This is a genomic window from Sporocytophaga myxococcoides (assembly GCF_000775915.1).
GTDB classification, from domain to species: Bacteria; Bacteroidota; Bacteroidia; order Cytophagales; family Cytophagaceae; genus Sporocytophaga; species Sporocytophaga myxococcoides_A.
On sequence record NZ_BBLT01000001.1, the window covers coordinates 351,749 to 373,952 of the forward strand.

General features: G+C 36.1%; 14 protein-coding genes and 1 tRNA gene. 7 read left to right on the forward strand and 8 right to left on the reverse strand.

The features are described from left to right. Nucleotides 1-8 precede the first annotated feature (8 nt). Nucleotides 9-1,667, reverse strand: a complete 1,659-nt coding sequence (locus MYP_RS01535; RefSeq protein ID WP_052429880.1) for a L,D-transpeptidase family protein — start codon at nucleotides 1,665-1,667, stop codon at nucleotides 9-11. A 43-nt stretch (nucleotides 1,668-1,710) separates the two neighbouring features. Further along, complete coding sequence (locus MYP_RS01540; RefSeq protein WP_081990368.1) at nucleotides 1,711-3,381, reverse strand: L,D-transpeptidase family protein; 1,671 nt, start codon at nucleotides 3,379-3,381, stop codon at nucleotides 1,711-1,713. 311 nt (nucleotides 3,382-3,692) lie between these two features. On the opposite strand from MYP_RS01540, the gene MYP_RS01545 reads away from it, so the two are divergent. Continuing rightward, complete coding sequence (locus tag MYP_RS01545; RefSeq protein ID WP_045457499.1) at nucleotides 3,693-4,343, forward strand: PAS domain-containing protein; 651 nt, start codon at nucleotides 3,693-3,695, stop codon at nucleotides 4,341-4,343. A gap of 144 nt (nucleotides 4,344-4,487) precedes the next feature. Here MYP_RS01545 and MYP_RS01550 read toward each other — a convergent pair whose 3' ends face one another. Then, nucleotides 4,488-6,896, reverse strand: a complete 2,409-nt coding sequence (locus MYP_RS01550; protein WP_045457502.1) for an aminotransferase class I/II-fold pyridoxal phosphate-dependent enzyme — start codon at nucleotides 6,894-6,896, stop codon at nucleotides 4,488-4,490. Nucleotides 6,897-6,951: 55 nt separating this feature from the next. Between MYP_RS01550 and MYP_RS01555 the strand changes: the two genes are divergently transcribed. After that, nucleotides 6,952-7,356 carry a DUF7793 family protein gene (locus MYP_RS01555; protein WP_045457506.1) on the forward strand — a complete coding sequence of 135 codons (405 nt, stop codon included), beginning with the start codon at nucleotides 6,952-6,954 and terminating at the stop codon, nucleotides 7,354-7,356. A 255-nt stretch (nucleotides 7,357-7,611) separates the two neighbouring features. Here MYP_RS01555 and MYP_RS01560 read toward each other — a convergent pair whose 3' ends face one another. The 5 genes from MYP_RS01560 to MYP_RS01580 form a co-directional block, all read right to left on the reverse strand. Beyond that, nucleotides 7,612-8,184 carry a DUF7010 family protein gene (locus MYP_RS01560; protein WP_045457509.1) on the reverse strand — a complete coding sequence of 191 codons (573 nt, stop codon included), beginning with the start codon at nucleotides 8,182-8,184 and terminating at the stop codon, nucleotides 7,612-7,614. A 156-nt stretch (nucleotides 8,185-8,340) separates the two neighbouring features. Beyond that, on the reverse strand, nucleotides 8,341-10,122 hold the full coding sequence (locus tag MYP_RS01565) for a glycoside hydrolase family 9 protein (RefSeq protein ID WP_045457513.1): 1,782 nt from the start codon (nucleotides 10,120-10,122) through the stop codon (nucleotides 8,341-8,343). 164 nt (nucleotides 10,123-10,286) lie between these two features. Further along, entirely contained in the window at nucleotides 10,287-12,164 is a 1,878-nt protein-coding gene (locus tag MYP_RS01570) for an ABC-F family ATP-binding cassette domain-containing protein (protein WP_045457516.1), read from the reverse strand. Between the two features lie 85 nt (nucleotides 12,165-12,249). Beyond that, nucleotides 12,250-13,455: a glycoside hydrolase family 57 protein gene (locus MYP_RS01575; RefSeq protein ID WP_045457520.1), complete on the reverse strand. Its 1,206-nt coding sequence runs from the start codon at nucleotides 13,453-13,455 to the stop codon at nucleotides 12,250-12,252. A gap of 24 nt (nucleotides 13,456-13,479) precedes the next feature. Continuing rightward, nucleotides 13,480-14,751 (reverse strand): glycosyltransferase family 4 protein, encoded by a 1,272-nt coding sequence (locus tag MYP_RS01580; RefSeq protein ID WP_045457523.1) that lies wholly within the window; start codon nucleotides 14,749-14,751, stop codon nucleotides 13,480-13,482. Between the two features lie 353 nt (nucleotides 14,752-15,104). Between MYP_RS01580 and MYP_RS01585 the strand changes: the two genes are divergently transcribed. The 5 genes from MYP_RS01585 (at nucleotide 15,105) to MYP_RS01605 (ending at nucleotide 21,790) form a co-directional block, all read left to right on the forward strand. Beyond that, nucleotides 15,105-17,501: a glycoside hydrolase family 31 protein gene (locus tag MYP_RS01585; protein ID WP_081990389.1), complete on the forward strand. Its 2,397-nt coding sequence runs from the start codon at nucleotides 15,105-15,107 to the stop codon at nucleotides 17,499-17,501. Nucleotide 17,502: 1 nt separating this feature from the next. After that, nucleotides 17,503-18,162 (forward strand): deoxyribose-phosphate aldolase, encoded by a 660-nt coding sequence (gene deoC, locus MYP_RS01590; RefSeq protein WP_045457527.1) that lies wholly within the window; start codon nucleotides 17,503-17,505, stop codon nucleotides 18,160-18,162. A gap of 55 nt (nucleotides 18,163-18,217) precedes the next feature. Then, nucleotides 18,218-20,335, forward strand: a complete 2,118-nt coding sequence (locus MYP_RS01595) for a hypothetical protein (RefSeq protein WP_045457530.1) — start codon at nucleotides 18,218-18,220, stop codon at nucleotides 20,333-20,335. A 273-nt stretch (nucleotides 20,336-20,608) separates the two neighbouring features. Next, entirely contained in the window at nucleotides 20,609-21,643 is a 1,035-nt protein-coding gene (locus MYP_RS01600) for an aldo/keto reductase (protein WP_045457533.1), read from the forward strand. Nucleotides 21,644-21,708: 65 nt separating this feature from the next. Then, nucleotides 21,709-21,790 (forward strand) — tRNA-Leu (locus tag MYP_RS01605). Nucleotides 21,791-22,204 lie beyond the last annotated feature (414 nt).

Here is a 22,204-nt window from a genome sequence, read left to right on the forward strand (position 1 = left end):
AATCAGTATTAAAAGTTCAATTCATCTATAAGTTTCTGATCCAGACCATAAATATCTTTTCGGAAATGGACATTTTCGTTGCTATCCATCCAGGTCGTGAAGTATACAATGTAAACAGGTACTTTTTTCTTGAGTTTCATATATACTTCCTTATCCATTTCGAGGAGTTTGTTAATTTCTTTCTCTTTCCACATGCCTTGTTTTTCTAGAAGGTATTGAGCCAGTTTCATCGGTTCTTCCAGACGAATGCAACCATGACTAAATCCTCTTTCCTTCTGTGTGAAAAGGTGTTTTGCTGGCGTGTCGTGAAGGTAAACGTCGAAAGTATTAGGGAATAAGAATTTCACCTTACCAAGAGGATTTTCAGGTCCTGGAGTTTGTATAAAGGTTAAATTGAAGTTTTGTTCATTGATCGAATGCCATATTATGCTATCTGGATGAATAGGGGTATTTAGTTTATTGCTCATAAATACCTGCATATTGTTTCTGGTTAGATATGCGGGATCTTTTTTCTGCAACGGAAGTAATTCTTTAACCGCAATACTTTTTGGTACATTCCAGGAAGGATTAAATACCAGAAACTGAATTTCATTTGAAAATATTGGTGTATGTGATAATGTCTTTCCTACAATGACATTCATTTGCCATGCGTGTTTATTTTCTTCATATACATGTAGTGCAAATTCTGGAATATTTATGGCGAGATACAAATCACTTCCTTTTTCCGGTAGCCATCTCCATCTTTCCATATTGGCTGAAATTTGTAAAATTCTTTTTTCAACCGGAATATTCAATTCATCTATAGTGTAAGAGTCCAAAATACCTGTAGTTTCAAGGCCGTGGCAGAACTGGAATTTTTTTAAAGCAAATACCAGAGTTGAGTCAAAATAATTGCTTGTATCAGCTTTTAATACTTTGCTTTCGAATGCAAGACGATAGCGTAGTTGTTTTATGATTGAAGAAGTATCGCCGGGTTTAATTTTATAAGTGCTCTTGGTAATATTACCCCAGCCCCCTTGACGAGCTATTTTTCTGTATTGAATAAGGGTTTCCTTTAGTAGTTTGTATTGTCTATGCAAAGGATGAAATTTAGATGCAGAAAAAGTGCTGTCCAGCTCTGCTTTGAGAATGGACATAAGGAGTTCTCTTTCGTTTATTGTTTTTTTTGTGATAAACCAATCGTACTTTTCGGGATTATTAATACCTGCCCAGATCTTCCGTGCATATTTAAAAAAAGTTATGGAAAGGAATATGTCAAACTCTTCTCTTGCCTTAATGTGTTCAGGGAGTATAGACTTCTGGTAGTCAGAAAGCTGAATATAATGATGCCAGATATCATTGGTAGGAAAGCATTCCATAGAAAATCCTTCTTCATCAATATTCTTAATCATATTGATTACGTAGTTTGCCTGAGGAATGAATTTTCCTTTATATGACCATGCAAGTTTGTAATTTCTATTTTTATAAAAAGTAAGTATATCTTCTCTCCAGATGGTATCTTCGGGCTGATTTTGAAAATAAAGATTTATTAGATTCTCGTCTGTTCTCTCAATTCCAGGTAGTTTAACAGTATGAACTTTTTTTTGAGAGTTTACTTTTCCCTTACAGGATAATATAATAATACTAATGAAAGTGAAAAGTAGAAATAATAAATGCTTTGATTTCACAATGTCAGAAGGTTAATGAATTTTCAGGCATCAATTTAGGAAATTATTCTTTTGATTCCAGAATCGATTTGAGCTGTTTGTCATGATCATAAATGTCTTTCAGGAAGTGAATGGTTCCTGTTTCATCAACCCATGTAGTAAAATAAAGGATGAAGACAGGTAACTTTTTCTTTAATAAAATCGATTTTTCTTCTTGCCTGTATATTGCTTCATACAACTTCTTCTTATTCCACTGAGGTTCATCTTTCAAGAGATAAGAAGCAAGCCAGATAGGATCTTCAATTCTTATGCAACCGTGACTAAAGTTTCTTTCACTTTCTTCGAAGAGGTAATCTGATGGAGTATCATGCAGGTATATGTCGTATTCGTTGGGAAATAAAAATTTTATATGTCCTAATGGGTTATAGAAGTTTGATTTTTGTTTCAGTACATAATTGAATTTTCGGGTGTCAAGAGTGAGCCAATCTATTGTGTCAGGATTAACCATTGTATTGAATGAGTAATCTGTATAAATTTCAATATTTTGTTTTGAAAGTATACTTGTATCTCTTTTAATCATTGGTACAAGCTCTGTTGTAGCGATTTTAGCAGGGACAATCCAGGAAGGGTTAATAACAATTTTTTCTATCTGGTCACTGAATATAGGGGTGTAGGCTCCACTTTTTCCTACAATAACTTTCATATTGTAAATCTCAGAGTTCTTTTCGAAAACATGCATTTTAAATTCAGGAATATTTACGAGTATGTATTTTTCAGAAGGTTCTTCAGGTACCCATCTCCAGCGTTCCATATTGATACTGATTTGCTCTATTCTATCCTCAATGGGAATGTTCATCTCTTTAAGGGTTTCACCTTTTACAATACCATCCTCTTTCAGTTTGTGTCTGTATTGAAAATGCTTTACTGCTTGTTCAAGTTCTTGATCAAATGTTTTGTTATCTTCAAAGTGACTAATATCACCAGAAAGGTAAAGCCGTTTTCTTAAGTGTATAATTTCTGAATCAATATCCCCTTTAATTAATACCTTGCCTTGAGGGGTTACCTCGGGCCATCCGCCATTTCCGGCAATTTCTGTATATTTATTTAATACAGCCTTCAGCTCTTTATAATCTTTGTGTAAGGGCTCAAATTCAGTGAAAGGATCATTAGCGCCTGAAGACAGAATGGAATCAAGGGTCCTTCCATACTTGATTTTTTTGTGTTTGATTTTCCATAAGTTTTCCAAGTCATCATTCTTGAAATGACCTCTCCATATTTTTTTGGAATCCTTGAAAAAGGATGCAGATAATAGGATATCCGTATTAATAAAGGTCTCCTGCTTGTCTTTCAATCTGAACCATTGCGTTTCATTACTTTTTTTTATGGCTTCTTTTAACGCCATTATATTGGCGCTATCTGTTTTCAGGCCATGTTTGTTCATATGGTTAAGGTAGTTTATCAGCATCTGGGCCTGAGGAATGAATTTGTAATCTTTAGACCAGGCAGGCTGGAAGTTTCTTCGTATGTAGAATTTCTCAAGTTTTTTTTGATACGGCTGGTATTCGGGGTGTTTTTTTATGAATTTTTTTATATCAGAATCGGAGATCTTGTTTTGTTCTGGCAATAGGATGTTGAAAGATACGCTATCATTGTAATCCCTTTGAAATGTAGTTGTTTTTTTAGAATCACAGGAATTCAAAAAAAGTAAGAGAAAAACTATCGATAATATCTTCATCAGAAATACAAATTCGAGTCAATAACAGATCATCAGGCATCTGACTAAATGCCCTATATGTTAAACAACTGCTTTAGGGGAAAATGAGTTTATGGATAATAAAAAAGAGGGAAAAGTTAATCAGTAAAATCAGAATGAATAAAAATACCATATAATTTTACTGTGTTTTTTCAACGGTTTTTAATCGGATATTTATTGTAAATTTATGAGAATCATTTGGTTTTAAGTAATTAACATTTTATACTTGTCTTTTATAAGGGCCTGTATATCTTCTAGTTAATATTTTTAATCTGTACTTAACATTAATTGAAATGAAGGATAATATTTTTGATTCGGACAAAGCATTTACAATTGAAACTTTAAAAGAGTTAAAAAAGCTGATCCTTGAAGAACAAAACATCAAACCTGAGAATAAAACAAAAATTTTTGAGATGCTTCAGGAAGTTGATTTTATTCTAGGGAAATATGATACTATTTATGAGGAAATGGTAGATGTATTTTCTTCTATGGCTTTACATGATTTCAGTAAAAGACTGCCGACTGATATTGGCTTTAAGCATGATTTTTTAAGCTTCCTGACCTTAGGAATAAATATGATAAATGAGCAGCTGGCGGAAAATTCCTTTTCCAAACAAGGAGTTCACAAGGTTATCGAAGTAATGGAAAATAAAGACAGGGTTATTTTCATTACAGGAATAAATGGGAATATATTTTTTGCCAATTCAACCGCTAAAGACCTGACAGATTTTAAAGAAGAGTCTTTGATAGGACAAAAGATTGAGACTTTAATTGAAAACTATTGTAATATTGAAGAGCTGATGTTGTGGGATGGAAGTCTAAATAATATTCCAATTCATTTTCGCTGGAATGGGAGTTTAATATCTTCCGTATTGAATGTTTCATTAATTATGCAATCAGGAAGAGTTGAAAATATTATTTATTTAATAAAGTTAAAAGCTTAAAACGGAAAGCACAAAACTTAAAGATGATAATACAGGTATAAAATTCTTTAAATTAATCTTACGACTAAAAAAATAAAAGCTGAAAGTTTAAAATGTCATTTTGAGACTTTAAACTTTCAGCTTTTAGCTTTAAACTTATAGCTTTTAAGCCGCTTTACCGCCACCAGCCAAGGTACTGATGAATGAAACTGAGAAGCTGTCTTTCATCTGAACAAAACCAATTTTTTCAATCACACTTGCATTAAATTTCCTTTTATTTTGTGATGCAGTAAATCCAAGAGAAACTTTAGGGGCTTTTAGTTCTCCGGCTCTTTTAACTATTTGCCAAAGTATCTGTGGGTATAAATTATGAGAATCAACAAACTCATAGTTCATTCCTGTGAGCAGGAAGCAGTATTCTGTTGCGGATTTATGACAGATTGCAATACCGGCAGGGTGATTGGTTCCTTTCATAAATACCTCGATAAATTCCCAGGAGTTTTTCTTTGCCATATTCTGGAACAGTTTTTTAGGGAGTAAAAATGTATTTAATACAAAGCTCTTGGCTGCCACATTTTTGTATAACTCATAGTATTCATCAATTTTAATATCTGAAGGGTTTGTAATAATATTTACATCATATAAAGATTCAAAATTTTGCGCTTTTTTCTTGATATAATAACGTTTTTCACTACTTACCCGATCAATGAAATCATCGGCAGATTCCCAATTGAAGTTTTCAATAACATGTGTGTCGGGAAGAGGAACTGGGATAAATCCCTGGTCTTTAAAAAAATTATATAGATCTGTATTGTTTTTGTAAAAATCTCTTAGGTTTAGAACCACGGCTTTTTGAGTATCCTGAAGCTTCCATACAGTGTCGAGCAAAAGCATTAGTGCTTTCTGCCATTCGTTATGATTTTGATTAAGATACATATGTTTGCCTTCTGTAAGCAATGTGCCCATGATCAGAGATTTTGAAGTGAGGAAATATTTATTTTTTTGTCTTCCAGATTCAATGATTTTCGACGATTCAGGAGGAGCAAGCATATCGTCTTTGGTTAGGGCTGTTGTGAAAAATGTGGCTAGCACAGGTATACCTATTTGGTCTCTAATGATATAATAATGAAAGTTCCAGTTGTTTTCAGGTTCAAAGTTTTGAGAAAAACTTTTTTCCATTAATTCAAGACTCTCATGATCAATAATGCCCTCCGTCCCTAAAAGTTTGTCCCAGAGGTTTCTGTCAATTTTAGAAATTGAATTTTCATATTGAATTGAAAATCCGGATGCAGAAGTAGGGATTGGGATTTCTTCTTTTTCCTTGAAATTGGCCACTCTTCTAAAAGCTCTGTAGACATCATTGATTGTTCTTCCTTCCTCTTCAAGTGCCTTTGGAAAATGATAAGCCAGACCTTTTACAAGTTTTTCTATATCCTCTTTGGTATGATGTAAAGTAATGGTAAATCTAACTCCTGTACAGGTTTCCGGAACAGCTGGAAAAGCTGAGATATTTACAAAGCAACCTTCGCCCAGCATCCGTTTGACAAGATTATATCCGACTCTTACCAAGCCCAGCCCTACAAAAAATATTGGGGTATTCGGGTTAGAAACTACGGGCAAATTATGAGCCATCAGCAATTCATGACAATAGTTTATCTTTTCTGCCAGCGCAGCTTGTTTCTCATAAATTTCATCTGATAGTAAAATTTTAGCAGATGCTATGCCAGCTCCTAATACCGGAATCTGATGTGGTCCAGAAAAAATAAATGCCCCCCCGCAGTTTCTTACTTTCTGACAAAGTTCTTCATCCGGAATTACAAATGCTCCTCCACCAGCTGCAAATGCTTTATTCAGAGAAGTGGCAACAATCATTTTAGGATGCAAGGACATCCTATTGAGTACATATCCTCGTCCATGTTGCCCCATCCATCCCAATCCATGGGCATCATCAGCATATACATGGAATTTTTTGTGACTTTTTAGCATCTCAGTAATTTGCTCCATGGGAGCAAAGTCTCCATACATGCTATAAACCCCGTCCATCATGTACCAGACCTTATTATAAGAGCGGCTAAGTTCTGTTACTTTTTTTCTTAGTTCATCCATGTCATTGTGTCGAACAATTGTCACAAAGACTCCTTTTGCTTTCATTTTGATAGCCGCATCCTGGACACTCGCATGAACTTGTTGGTCCATAATTATAGCATCATTTTCTCCTATTACTACAGGAATCACTGCATGATGCCCGAGAGAAACAGAAGTTGACAGTATAACCGGAGCATCAAAAATCTTTCTGACCAGACTTTCAAGTTCTCCATATAAGGTACATGACATATATGTACGAGAACATGAAAATTGCACACCATACTTATTAATAGCCTCAATAGCTCCGTCTTTAAGTCTTTGGTCGAGCTCCAGACCAAGATAACTGCAGGATCCAAAGTTTATTAGCTTGTTTCCTTCTACAGTAATAATTCTTCCATCATAAAATTCATCTTCTGTAGTAAACTGCCCAACTCCACGATTTTTTCCATTTGTTACAATCTCATTAATGAGTTCTAGAACATTTTTCATAATTTAGATTTTAGTTTTAGTTAGGTGTAAGGTTTTATCAAAAGTTTATACGGATATGGTTGAAAAAAAGATGATTAAAAATTCATTTTTTGAGAATGAATTTGCAGAATTCTGGATTGAGGATGGAATATTAATGGAAGTTTTTAAGCCAGAAGTTACATCTCTTACGCCACAGGTGGCAAAGAGAGTAATAGAGGATAGGCTGAAAGTTTCTAATGGTGTAACTATGCCTTTGTTTGTTGATTTTGCAAATCTTAAATCTGTAGACAATGAGACAAGGAGATTGTTTTCAAGTGCTCATTCTCTGCAATATATAAGTGCATCAGCATTTTTAATGCATAGTTATGTTGCTTTTTATGGTGGACGTTTGTATTTATTACTAGATAAGCCTAAGGTTAAGACAGAGTTGTTTAGGACGAAATCACGGGCCATAGAATGGTTGAATGCTCATAAAAAATGACGTTTATGTTGTAAATAATACATTTGGTCTACTGTAGTGAGGTGTTTAGGGGTTTTAAAAAGTAAACCATGTTAAAATTCTGAAAATTAGTTAATTGTGTTTTATTTAGATTGCTTTGAGTTTTTTAGGGATGTTCTATTGATTTCAGTGTATTTTTTGAAGTAATATTAATTGGTGTTTTTAAATATTTTGTGAAATTTTAAGCCTACTTTTAGTGGCTAATCTGCATTAAAAAAAAGCCCTTTCGGGCCTTTTCTAATTTCCCTGAGGGATTTTAATCTTCTTTTTTAATGAAACAAATCTCAAGTCAATCTCTCCATATATTTTTCCGACACTTGCAGTTGCCAGAAGTAAAATACCGGTAAACAGGCCGGCAAAGGCAAAGTGATCAAAATAGAAGTGAGAAATGTAGATATTTCCGATCATGTTGGTTAATCCAAGAATGACAAATGATTTTATCCTATATATATATCCGATAATACCAAAGATCATTGCAAATAGCAGGCTGAATGCTGGAAAAAACAAGTTCATGTTTTCTTTGAACGGGAAAAAACCTACAGTTACTCCAAGGGGCATTCCGATTGCCAGGAGGGTTGTAAGCATCCTTAAAGGATGATCTGTCTTTGTTTGTTTAACTCCAAAGGCTTTCCTTATTATTCTGTATATAGGTTGAAACAATGTTGCTCCACCCAACAGTGCCAACATAGCCAAATGAGGGTAGTTATATGCACCTAGACATCCTGCTAAAAGCCATATGCCTCCCATTGTTGAGAAAAGCAGGTAATAATTATTGTAATTGTTTCTAACATCCGCTGTAAATCTATCCATACCCAAAAAAGATTAAATTGAAGAATATACACCTATTCAAAAAAGTAACAGATAAATCAGGCAGGTTGTTGATTGGGTATAAAATGTAAGAGGCTAAAGATTTGATCTTTAGCCTCTTATATGGTTTGTTAAACCTTTGGTGATATCAGAGAGTATCTATTTTCCTCTTAATGCTTCTAATGCAAAACTCAAATATACAAATGGAGCATTCCAGTTTATGGCAATCTCATTAGAGGCGTAGCTACATTTGTGGTCGATATAAGATTTTGCAGGAGCTGAAGATGGGTATAATGACCCTGGACAATCGGCTTTGTCTTCCTGTCCTGGATTCGGACCACCTGCAAGGAGACCTGGAACCGGATCTTCAATACCGTCAGCTTCTGAAGGTCTGGTATGAGGATTCATTACTTTTTTACCCCCAAATCCTGTTAGAAAACAATATGCAGTAGCATTTCTTCCCAATAAATAATCCATGTTAGCTTGAGCAGCATCCAAATAAGCCTTATTCTTGCTTATTAAATAAGCCTGAACTAACAGGATACCTTGGTTGGCAGCGTTACTGTTACTTCCCCAGTTAAAATCTCCTCCTGAAGTACCCATTGGTGTGCCATATGCTGATTTTTCCGCATTTTCTTTGTATTTATTAGCCATGGTAAGGATTTTATTGGTAATTACATCAGGATTGATGTTTTCAAATTCAGCCAGTTTTTTAGTGTTTTGTGCAATCGTGTAAAGTGCAAGAGTTGAAACGTTTGCCCAGTTTGGAACTGAGTAGGTTCCTGACAGAGAATATTCGAGTTTGGAATCTTCAAAGTAGGCGCCTTTACCTGTAGTTACAAAAAGTTCTATAGCAGCCCACTGGAATTCATCTTCAAATTTAGAGTCGCCATATTCACCTGTTCTGATACCTGGCTGGAATTTTTGATTTAATGTGGATTGTCTGTATTCAATATTAGGATTCTTTTTAGCCCAGGCATATGCTTTTACGGCTGCATTTTTCAGAGAGTCAGAAAGACCAGGAAGTTCTTTTTTGTATTTGGAAAATACTCTGGCTGCTTGCGCAGTTACTGCTGCAAAATCAAGAGTAGCAGCGGTTCCTTTCTGAACAACATATCTTGGAGCTTTTGCATCAGCAGGCATTATATAACCGTCAAAGCTAGGGTTGGTTAATTTATGGTAAACACCACCATCTTCATCCTGCATGGTAAGCATCCATCTGACATTCCATAGAATCTCATCAAGAAGATCAGGAATATTGTTTTTGCTTTCCGGGATGTTAAGTTTTAATGTATCAGCAAACTTAGGGAAGTGCTCATAGATAGAAAGTAATGTATAAGTGCTTATACCTGAGTTTACAATATATTTATTATAGTCACCGGCATCATACCAGCCTCTGGGAGAAGATATTTCAAATTTTTCGGGACGAGTAGCTGTTGCTGCGGAGCCATGAACCATTACTTTATCGTCAGGGTGTCCTGCAGGTCTTGCCCATTTTCCAGCGAATTCAGGAAGAAGATCTATAGAGGCTCTTTGGTAGTAATAACCTCTCATACTTCCTTTAGCAACAGGGAGTAATACCTGATCTTTAATTTCGAAAGGGAATGAATATCCCAATTTTGGTACAAAAACGCGGTAAGTTCCTGGAGTTTTAAATTTGGAAAAATCAGCCTTGCTAACGTTTTCTTTTGAATGTTCCCATACAACACCAGGTGTTAGTTGTCCTGTAAAAACTGTATCTTTCAGATTCTCTTTTATTACATAAAATTTGTCTGAAGGTGCATCAACAACAACTGCAGTTTTAGGACCAGATGGATAAAATCCTACCTGATTCAGGCGGATATCTTCCGTAAGTTTTGATTGCGACTGTGCTTCCGGAGTAAGTAATAGAATTGGAAGAGAAAAAAGTGCTAACTTTTTGATATTTACCAATTTAATCATAGTTATTTACCGTGTTTGGATAAAATATTTAATAATTTATAAATATAGTTCAAAAATTTCGGTCTTTTACCTTTAAAAGTACTTTTATAAGGGAAAAAATAAACTAATTTTCAACTTTTTCCTGTAATTGTACAAATTCAAGAGTAAATCTTAAATTCTGAATACTAAGCTTTTTCGGATAATTCTAACCAACGTAAAGTTTTTTCTTCCAGAGTATTATTAACATTTTCAAACTCTTGTGAAAGCTTTGTCAAATCATCATGATTAATTGAAGAAGAAGATAACTTCTCAGTCAGTTCTGTTTTTTTCTTCTCAAGCTTTTCAATATCTTTCTCTAACGCCTCAAATTCTTGTTTTTCTTTAAAGGATAGCTTTTTCTTTTCCTCCACTGGTTTTGAAGACGAAGTTTGTTCAGCAGGTTTTTCTTTTGGTTTTTCCTTTAACTTTCCTTCTGCCTGTTTCTCTGATTCATCCAGATGATTTCTATAGTCTGTATAGTTTCCCGGAAAATCTTTGATAGTGCCTGAGCCGTCAAAAACGAATACATGATCTATGAGTTTATCCATGAAGTATCTGTCATGTGATACAATTACAAGGGATCCTTCATATGACATAAGGAAAGATTCAAGTACGTTCAGAGTTGGGATGTCAAGATCATTTGTCGGTTCATCCAGAATCAGGAAGTTAGGATTGCTGATCAAAACCCTAAGTAACTGAAGCCGTTTTTTTTCTCCTCCACTTAGTTTATTTACATATGTATATTGAACAGCGGGAGGGAATAGGAATTTCTGCAGAAATTGTGAAGCACTAAGTGTTTCTCCATTACCTATAGGAATATGCTCGGCAACTTCTTTTACAATATCTATCACTCGTTGATCTTCTTTAAAATCAAGCCCTGTTTGTGAAAAGTATCCTATTTTAGTTGTTGAACCTGTATCTATTTTTCCACTATCCGGCTGCAGTTTTCCTGTGATAATATTGAGGAAAGTGGACTTCCCTGATCCATTTTTACCAATGATTCCGATCCTGTCTTTCTTTTTAAAGACATATGAAAAATCATTGATGATTGGTTTGGCAAATTTTTTACTAATATGGTCAATTTCAATTACCTTGTTTCCTTGTCTGGAAGTTTCAACTTTCAGTTCAAGTGTCTGGTCGTTTCTCGTTTTTCCTGCTTTCTCTTCTAATTCATAAAAAGCATCAACCCTGGATTTGGCTTTGGTACCTCTGGCTTTAGGTTGTCTGCGCATCCATTCAAGTTCTTTGCGCAACAGGTTATTAGCTTTGTCTGTCTCGGCTTGTTCTATGGATAGGCGTTCAGCCTTTTTCTCCAGAAAAAAGCTGTAGTTACCTTTATAGCGGTATATTTTACCTGCGTCTAATTCTACTATTTCATTAGTTACTCTGTCGAGGAAGTATCGGTCGTGGGTAACAAGCAAGAGGGTGGTATTACTAGTGGAAAGAAATCCTTCGAGCCATTCCACAGTATCAAGATCTAGGTGGTTGGTAGGCTCATCAAGAATCAACAAGTCAGGACTTTCAATCAGTAACCTTGCAAGAGCAATTCTTTTTTTCTGACCTCCGGAAAGGTCTTTTATTTTCTGGTCAAGAATGGTGATACCCATTTTGCCGATAATCTGCTTTACTTTGCTTTCATAATCCCAGGCATTAAGAGCATCCATCTTCTCCATTGCCTTTTGCAAGGCATTAGAATCTTCACTATTGTTTAGAGCATTTTCATACTCTTTGATAGCAAGTAAAGAAGGGCTTTCCGAAGAAAATAAGGCTTCCATCACATTAATACCTTCCGGAAACTCAGGATCCTGATCAAGGAAACCTACAGTTATACCTGATGAAACCGCAACATGGCCACGGTCAGGATTTATCTTTCCGGATAGAATTTGAAACAGAGTAGATTTACCTGCTCCGTTTGCTCCAACCAGTCCTATTTTTTCTCCTTTACTAATACCAAAGTTTAAATCCTGGAACAACCATTTTTCATTGTATGATTTTCCCAGGGATTCTCCTGAAAGATAATTCATTGAGTTGATTTCTTGTAAAATAAAAAGCCTTATTGCATACTCAGAAAGTTTGCAATAAGGCAAAGTAAGTGAATATAAGGCAAACTTAAAACACTCTTGCTGTAGCTAATGAATGTTTATTTACTTCCACTTCCAGGTCTGCAAGTGCATTAATGAAGTAAATGTATGAATCGTAAGGGGAATTATAAGGGCTGAAGTATTTATGTACCACTCCGTCTGACCAGTATTTTGTACACATGTAATAGAAAAGATCTGAAGTTTGCAGTCTTGCCCATCTTTCAATCAGGTCTTTATCTCCAGAGTTTTTTACATCCTCTTCCATAGCATATAATTTGGAGAGGGATTCAGATTGCATCGAATTGCTCAGCCATGCACTAAGGTCTCTTTCAGAATCTGCCCAGGATGTAGTCGCATGAGCGTCATATACATCTTTGATTTGATAATCATCAGCAACTTCTCCAACTGTTTTGAAAGAAAAATCTTTATTCTTTAAAATCTCTTCAGGTAGATGTGCCATAAATTCAAAAATGCCAGTTTCCTTCCATTGGTGTTCGCCAAATGTTTCGTAGTCCATAAACAGATTAATGGTATCTGCTGAATGAGCATTGTGAAGCCATGAAGCAAATTTTTGTGCAGTAAGAGGATATTCCGGCCAGTCCCTGTTTGAGAATCTGAAAGCAATATCATCTGACAATCTAAAGTTTTTCAGAAGACATTTGATTTTCTTATTGTTTGGAGCTGTATAAATCTGATTAGGTGTTCTACCCTGAAGAAGGTTATCAACTCCTTCACAAAGTATTGCTTTGTACCCCATTTTCTGAATAAAGTCTGCCAGATCGTTGTTGTATATCAATTCAGTGTTTCTAAATACAACAGGCTCCTGATTAAAGTAGTGTTTGATTTTCTTTTCATGAAGTTCTATCTGCCTCACAAATTCCTCTTTCGAATAAAGATAGCTCAGTGAATGGTGAAAGGTCTCTCCCAGAAATTCTACGCAGCCTGTTCTAGCAAGGTCAATAAAAGACTCCAATACATCGGGTCTGTATTTTTCGAATTGTTCCAGAGCTATTCCACTAATGGAATATGATATTCTGAATTGCTTGTTGAACTTTTTGATTAGTTCAAGCATCAACTTGTTTGCTGGTAAATAGCATTTATCAGCTACTTTATTCAGAATTTCTTTGTTTAGTCTTTCGTCCAGATAATTATGATCATTACCTATATTGAAGAACGAATACTGTTTTAGCCGGTATGGTTGATGTACCTGAAAATAAAAACAAACTGCTGGCATAATCCGAATTATTTTTAAATATTTTTAAAGTACTCTTTTGTAAACATCTGCTACTTTCTCTGCAGCTTTTTCCCATGTTAGATTTTCCAGATCACGGAAAGCATCTTTAACTACGGATTCCCTGAGTGAATCGTTCTGAAGCAAGGAAATTATATGCCCTGCCATTTTATCAACGTCCCAGAAATCGGCTTTGAGTGCTCCATACAATACTTCTGATACTCCTGATTGCTTAGATATAACGCAAGGAATACCAAACTGCGCGGCTTCCAGAGCAGAAAGTCCGAAAGGCTCTGATACAGACGGCATCACATACACATCAGCAATTGAAAGAAGCTTGTGTACTTTCTCTTTGTTCAAGAATCCTGTAAAGTGGAATTTATTTCCAATTTGTCTGTAAGCACCTGATTCTATGAGTCCTCTTAGTTTATCTCCTGTTCCTGCCATTACAAATCTTGAATTTGGAGCATGCTCAATTACCTTAGATGCAATATCAAGGAAGTATTCAGGACCTTTTTGTCCAGTAACTCTTCCTAAGAACAGAACAAGTTTTTCAGGAAAATCCTTCGTGTCATGGAAAACATGAACAGGATCAGCTCCATTGTGAACAGGATAAATTTTTCTTTCATCCACATCATAATGGTTTTTAGCTATTGAACCTGTATAGCGGCTTACAGGAATGATGGCATCAGCATAATGCATACCCCATCTTTCGATATCGTATACCCAGCCCCTGCTATCAGGTCCGCCTCTGTCATAGTCAAGAGAATGAACATGAAGAACCAATGGTTTGCCTGATAAGGCTTTAATTTCAATGCCTGCAAGAAAAGTCATCCAGTCATGACAATGAATGATATCAAAATCCTTTGTCATAGCAAGACGAGCGCAAAACTTAGCATATTCAATCACTTTGTTGATAACATCATCTCCGTAAAGATCACCCACTTTAAAGATATTTACATTATCAAGTCTGAAGTCTATGGATTTTCCTCTGATGATATCGAAATCTGATTCAGCAGTTTCATAAGGAAAAATATTGGCCTCTACCGTAGTGACATGAGCAAATTCTTTGTAGTATTTGCTAGTGCGGATCTTTTTAAGATTTTCTACTTCGACGTTATTCAACCCGATCAGTTCCACATTATTAACCATGTAATTAGGATCTGATTTTGGGATGATCATGGACAGCTCTACATGTTGGGATAAAGCTTTGCACAAGCCGAGACAGGCAACCCCAAGGCCGCCATTTATAATGGGAGGAAACTCCCATCCGAGCATTAGTACTCTTGGTTTTCTCATATTAGTCTTTCCTTGAAAAATCTACTTTATAACCAGATTATCAGCGTAGTGTTTTTCTTTTTTTAAATAAACTTAATTGAACAAAATCAGTTTAACAATAACTCAACATTATAAAAATAGTTTTAGTTGAGACTTTTGAAACCATTGAAAAATTGCTCAAAGAGAGTATTAACGAATAAAAAAAAAGAGATGTTTTCACTCTTTCTTTTTTAATTGTTAAAAAAAGTTTTTACTCTAGTAAAGCAAAAGATGAACTTTATTGGAAGTGTTAATAAACAAATTTAAAATTGTACTATGTCTTTTTTATGCAACCTTTTGCCAGGTTTTGCATAAAGGGCTTTAAAATTGTTCTTATGGAAAGTTACATGAATCTAGGGCAGAATCAGATATCTGTTCAACAGTTTCCCGATACAGTGCAAAGTTGGAAACGCGATGGTTATACCTTTTATTTCTATTGTACGGAATCTGCGTTAGAGGTGAGTGTTAAAAGCGATAAGGTTATTCGCTTCAGGTATTCTCCCGAGAGCATTTTTCAAAGAGATTTTTCCTATTCAGGCGCTCATAATTATGAGGGAAAGGTGAAAGCCCTGGATATTAAAGAAGATGGAGAGAAGTTTACAATCTGTACTGCCTTTCTTGATATCGTAATTACTAAGCATCGCCTGCTTGTTACAATTCTTGATAAAGAAGGTAAAGTAGTGATCGACGACGAAAAGGGATTTCATTGGGAAGAGCACAAAGACTATGGTGGTGAGATTGTGATGATGAGTAAAAAAGTTCAAAGTGGAGAACACTTCTTTGGACTTGGTGATAAGCCTACAGATCTGAATCTGAGAGGTAAAAGATTTGAACTCTGGGGCAAAGATACCTACGGGTTTATGAAAAATGCAGATCCTTTATATAAGAACATACCATTTTTCCTGGGGCTTCACCATAAAATAGGTTATGGTGTGCTCTTTGATAATTCTTTCAGAACATTTTATGATTTCGGCTTTGAAAGAAAGAATGTTTACAGCTATTGGGCACATGGAGGGGAAATGAACTATTATTTCATCTATGGTCCTGAACTAATGGATGTTGTAGAAACCTACACCAATATGACAGGTAAGCCTGAGCTTCCTCCTTTGTGGTCCCTGGGGTATCATCAATGTAAATGGAGTTACTATCCTGAAAAGGTTGTCAAGAACATTGCTGCAGAGTTCAGAAAAAGAAGTATACCATGTGATGCTCTTTATCTCGATATTGACTATATGGATGGTTTCAGGTGCTTTACCTGGAATAAAGATTATTTCCCTGATCCTAAAGGACTGACAACTGAATTATCAAAAGATGGATATAAGCTTGTGGTCATTATAGATCCGGGTATTAAGATTGATAAAAATTATTGGGTATACCAGGAAGCTATAGAAAAGGATTATTTCTGTAAAAGACAAGATGGTCCGCTGATGCGTGGATCTGTTTGGCCAGGAAAATGTAACTTCCCTGATTTTACTAATCCTGAAGTGAGAGAATGGTGGTCAGGATTGTTTAAAGGACTTATAGAAACGGGAGTTCGGGGTGTGTGGAACGACATGAACGAACCTGCTGTATTTGAGATTGAAACCTTCCCTAATGATGTAAGGCACAACTATGACGGCGATCCTTGCAGTCATAGAAAAGCTCACAATGTTTACGGCATGCAGATGGCAAAAGCCACCTATGACGGTATCAAAAGGTTCCTTGCACCAAACTATCGTCCTTTCAATATTACAAGATCCGCTTATTCCGGAATACAAAAGTATTCAAGCGTATGGACAGGTGATAATGTTGCTTCATGGGAACATTTGTGGCTTGCCAATGTGATGTGTCAAAGACTTGCTATTTCAGGTATTTCATTCTGTGGGTCTGATATAGGTGGATTTATTGAAACACCGTCCGGTGAAATGTATATACGCTGGCTGCAACTTGGTATTTTCCACGCTTTCTGCAGAACGCATTCTTCTGGTGATCATGGTGATCAGGAACCATGGTCCTTTGGGGAAGAGTATGCGGAGCTTGCAAAAAAGACAATTGAATTAAGATACAGATTATTGCCTTATTTGTATACTACCTTCTGGCAGTATTCAAAATTCGGTACACCTTTCTTAAGACCACTGACATTCCTTGATCAGAACGATACTGAGACTTATTTCCGTCAGGATGAATTCGGAGTGGGAGATAACTTGCTTGTGATTCCTGTCACTCAGGCGGAAGCGGATGGTCGCTGGTTATATCTGCCTTCCGGAGTCTGGTACTACTTCTGGGATGATGAACGCTTTCATGGAAACATGGAAGTATGGGCTGAAGCTGACCTTAACAGAGTTCCAATTTTTGTAAGAGCAGGTTCTGTTATACCGATGTATCCTGTAATGCAATATGTTGGTGAGATAGAATTGAAAGAATTAATCCTGCATGCTTATTTCTATATTAAATCTCATACATCTGTTGTATATGAAGATGCAGGCGATGGTTATGGATACGAACAAGGGCATTACAACGTGAGAACGTTCAATACCAGTGGTTCTGATAATCAGTTTGTAATTGAGCAGTCAGTAAAGGGAGAATTTATTCCGACTTATCATACGTATGCTGTTAACATCCATGGCTTGGCATTTGAGCCTAGAAAGTGCGAAGTAGATGGTCAGGAGGTAGCCTTTACTATGGAAAATCAAGAGAAAAATGAAATTAAGGTAATGGTTCCGATTCATTTCGGTAAGTTAGTGATATCATAAAATGAATGAAATAAACTTATACTTAGAGCACACTAATTTAAAACCAGTTATTACCGATAAAGATGTAGATAAGTTGGTCGCAGAAGCCAAAGAGTTTAATCTCTTTGGCATTTGTGTTCCAACTTTTTGGCTTAAAAGGGCAAAGCGAGAAATAGGCAATTCAAATATCAGTCTTGTCACAGTGATTGGTTTCCCTTTAGGGTATCAGCTCACGGAAACGAGACTAGAAGAGATAAAACATGCCGTTGCCATGGGAGCAGATGAACTAGATCTGGTGATGAATATTTCTGCTTTTAAATCAGGAATGGAGTGGTTTAAAATTGACATTGCCAAAGCTGCCAAATGTTGTCATGAACAACAGAAGATTCTGAAAGTGATTATTGAAACAGCTTATCTTTCAGATGAAGAGATTGTGAAGGCAAGCAAAGCAGCAGCAGATGCAGGCGCTGACTTCATCAAAACTTCAACAGGACTTGCACCTGCAGGCGCTACTCCTGAACATATAAAACTAATTAAGCAAAATATTCCTTCATCGACAGGTATTAAAGCTTCAGGAGGAATAAAAACATTAAATGATGTCAAAGCAATGATAGAAGCCGGAGCTGATCGCATTGGTACTTCTTCTTCAGTTGCTATTATGAAAGATTATCTTTTGTCCTGATTTTTTTCTTATCTTTTCAGGATTGAGAATCATTGATGTTATGCATTTGTAATACATGAGAGCTTTTCTAATTATTATATTTCAGTTGGTTGTTGTATTTGCCCAAGCACAGCAATCAACTTTTTTTAAGAGAATAGATTTTCGGATCGATACTGCTGAATATCATTACCCTAAAGATTCAAGAGTTTATAAGGATGAAAAAACTTTGTTTTTTAAAGCAGAAAACAAAGATGAGATTATGGAAATAATTCTCTTTCCTGAAGAGGAGATAAAGATAAAGCGACTACATATTGCCGGATCTTCAGATTACATAGTGCTTGATTCTTTAAAGGAAATAGGAAATAAATATTTCAGAGGAAAGATAAGGTTACAAAACCTTCCGGATATTAAATTCCTAAGATTGGTGATGATTGCAGAAACGGATGAAGGCTTGATCACGGATGAAATAAAGATGAGTCCTTTCTTCGAAACCTTTGTGGGGGCTCCTTCTGAGATTCAGGATCTGTATTTAGGTGAAGACAGGACTATAGAGCTTTCTGCAAAGAATATTTTTAACATCAGAATTCCTTCTGACTGGCAGGTAGCTGGTCCTCTCAAATTCAGACTGCAAAAGGGAGATAATCATATTAAACTTTTTGTTCACCCTGAAAGTCTGGGTTATAAAGACTTGATTTTAAATCTTAAGACTGTAGCTCCTTTTCTGAAAGGTAATAAAGAATTAAGTTTTGATCTTCCACCTGTCAAATTAAAGTTTAATATAAAGCCAAGTCGCATTGGTTATGTGAATCTTGACAGAAATGAATTCTTCCTCGATCCGGCTTCACTTCATACAGAAGAAGTACAGATTGATTATCACAGAAATTTTGAACTTGGAAAAACCTATAGGGTAGAAAATCAACAAAAGCCCGGAGGTCGCCTTGTTGCAGAATTGTATACAATCTCAGTGGTGGGAAACAGTAATAAAATTCTGGCTGTTTTGAGGCCCTATACACTTCATAAAATATCTGAAGGTTATCTGTTTATTAAAGATGGTGATGAACTTGAGTTTATTACTAATTTTAATGTATTGGAAAAGCCTACCATTGAAAATATATCTGTGCTTAGGGAGGGACAGGACTGGACAAGCAGCACTGTTGTTTATCCCGGAGAGAGAGTGGAAGTGAAGATAGAGGGGAGAGGACTTTCTAAAGCTGATTTTTATTTTGACGGAGTGAGAGATATCAAATATGATACAACAAGAACTTCCGATAATGTTAAATTCTATCTGATAAGAATTCCAACGGATATTATAAAAAGAAGAATCTCTCTTTATATGAATGGAATCATCACTAAGTATGACCTTCAGTTGAGGGAGTTTCAGATACCCAAGGCTTTAGGATTTGTAGGATTAAGTTATGATAAAGAAGTGTTTCCGCTTTCGGGAAATGTCTTTAATAAACCTGTTCTGACAAGAGCACCAATTAAAGATATCAATATTGTGTTTTTTGAAAATAATATTGATACGAAGACCAGATTCTATGGAAAGCAGTACCTGAACATTGAGGTAAGGATGTACAATACTAAAAGTGATCTTATTGAATTCCAAAAGATAGAAAATGTAGTTGTTTGTCCTGGAGAAGCCTCTCCGAGATATTTTTTCTATGATGTCAAAGATTGTAAAAAAGGAGAGATTAATATTAACGACTATCTGTTGCACAAGACCTATGATATGGAAGGGTGGTGGAAGCTTGAGATTACCATAAAACATAACGATCAGAAATATAGCCTTCCTGGATATTCACAAAAAATTACTTTTATTAAGGAAATGGTAACAGCACTGGATCTGCAGGTTTCCTTTCCTACAGGGCTCCTGGTAAAGAAATTTTCTCAGTCCGGCTTTGGTAATTTGACAGGTATAAGCATAGCCTTTCTTGCTCAGTTCAGTTTCTATGATCAGCAAAAGGTTGGTAAACTTAAGCCGTATAAGGTGGGAGCTGGGTTTATTGCTTTGGATATTTTTAACCTGAGTGAAAATAATAAGCAGCGAGATCTGGGCTTTGTAGTACTTGGTTCATTATTCCCGGTCAGAAAAGAATCCAAGTTTAGTTTTCCTTTATATGCAGGCTGTGGGTATCTCTTAAAGAACAATACATTCTTCGTTGTATTTGGTCCGGGGGTGACATTTAATTTCTAAATTGGTAAAAGAAAGAGTAAACTTTTACAAACACTTTTACCTTGAATTCAGTTATGCAGCGATGCGAAGGGATGGTAATGTCTTCCTTTATTTTGAGCTTTCGAAACATCCGAGTGCCACAAGAATGAAAATTGAGCTATCTGGAAGAATGTGATTGAAATTGCAAATAATTTTGGATCTGTCAGATCCTTCGCTTGGCTCAGGATGACACAGTAGAGTTGATATGGCATACTTTTTCAAATCAGAATCAAATAACTTCTTAATTATTACAAAATGAAATATAAACTTTTTGGAAAGAGCGGTCTCAGAGTGTCTGAGCTTTGTCTCGGAACTATGACTTTTGGGGGAGACTGGGGATATGGAGCTGATAAAGACGAGTGTCAGAAGATGTTTGACATCTTTACAAAAGCAGGAGGGAATTTTATAGATACAGCAAATCGCTATACTGAAGGTACCAGTGAAAAATTCGTAGGTGACTTTATAGCAAGTGATCGTTCGAGGTTTGTGGTTGCTACAAAATATTCTCTTTATAACAGAATGCATGATGTGAATGCATCAGGTAACCATAGAAAGAACCTTGTGCAGTCGCTTGAAGGAAGTCTGAAGAGACTAAAATCAGAATATATTGATGTTCTGTATCTCCATGCATGGGATTTTACAACCCCTGTAGAAGAGGTATTGAGAGCATTAGACGATCTGGTAAGGGCAGGTAAGGTATTTTATATTGCCATCAGTGATACGCCGGCATGGATCATCTCTATGTCCAATGCTATTGCAGAGTTGAGAGGTTGGTCTTCTTTTGCAGGCCTGCAGGTGGAGTATAGTCTGCTACAGCGCACGCCAGAACGGGAGTTTCTGCCTATGGCAAAACACCTGGATATTGCAGTGACGGCATGGGCTCCTATAGCAGGAGGTGCATTGACCGGAAAATACCTTGGCGGCGGAGGAGATGGTAACAGGCTTAAAGCTGATAGTGTAAGATTAAATGCACGTAATCAGGAAATCGTATCATCTGTGAGAGAAATAGCAGAGGATGCAGGATGCTCATGCGCTCAGGTGGCCCTGAACTGGTTAAGGCAGAAGAATCAAGTAGTGATACCGGTAATCGGTGCCAGAAAAGAAAATCAGATGAGAGAAAATATGGCCTGTCTGAATTTTAAACTTACTCAAGATCAGATAAAAAGACTGGATGAGGCAAGTAAAATAGAACTTGGCTTTCCCCATGATTTCCTGGTGAATGATGGCATGAGAAATAATTTATATGGGGGTATGAGGCATGCTTTGGAAAATCATAGAGAAAAGTGGTAATATTTGAATAACTCCTTTTGGAATTATCTGCAAATACTTATAAGTTTGCAGAACCAAACACAAATGCCCAGGTGGTGGAATTGGTATACACGTACGTTTGAGGTGCGTATGCCGCAAGGCGTGGGGGTTCAAGTCCCCCCTTGGGTACTGGGACAGCAAGAGTGAGGAGCAAGAGCAACAGGATGAAAGAGGTTTTATAAAAAGCTACAATCTGTTGCTCTTGCTCACGCTCTTGCTTCTTTTTTTATTTACAGCTATGATTAGAAATTAAGAGTAGGGAGCAGCAGCAACAAGACGGAAAACGCCTTGATAAATAGTTTTAATCTCTTGCTCTTTTTTATGTTCAGCTATGTTCGACTTTGAAAAACTAACCGTTTATTTAAAAGCAAAAGTTATAACCTTGAGACTAGCAACTTTTAAAACAATTTGCATTTGACTCTGCCATTAAAAATCAATTGAGAAGATTCTCTTTAAGTATTGCACTGAATATTGCTGAAGGCAAGAGGTTCTGTTTTTGAATGTGTAGCTATCTTTGACTTTCTCAAAGATGAAGGAAGTATT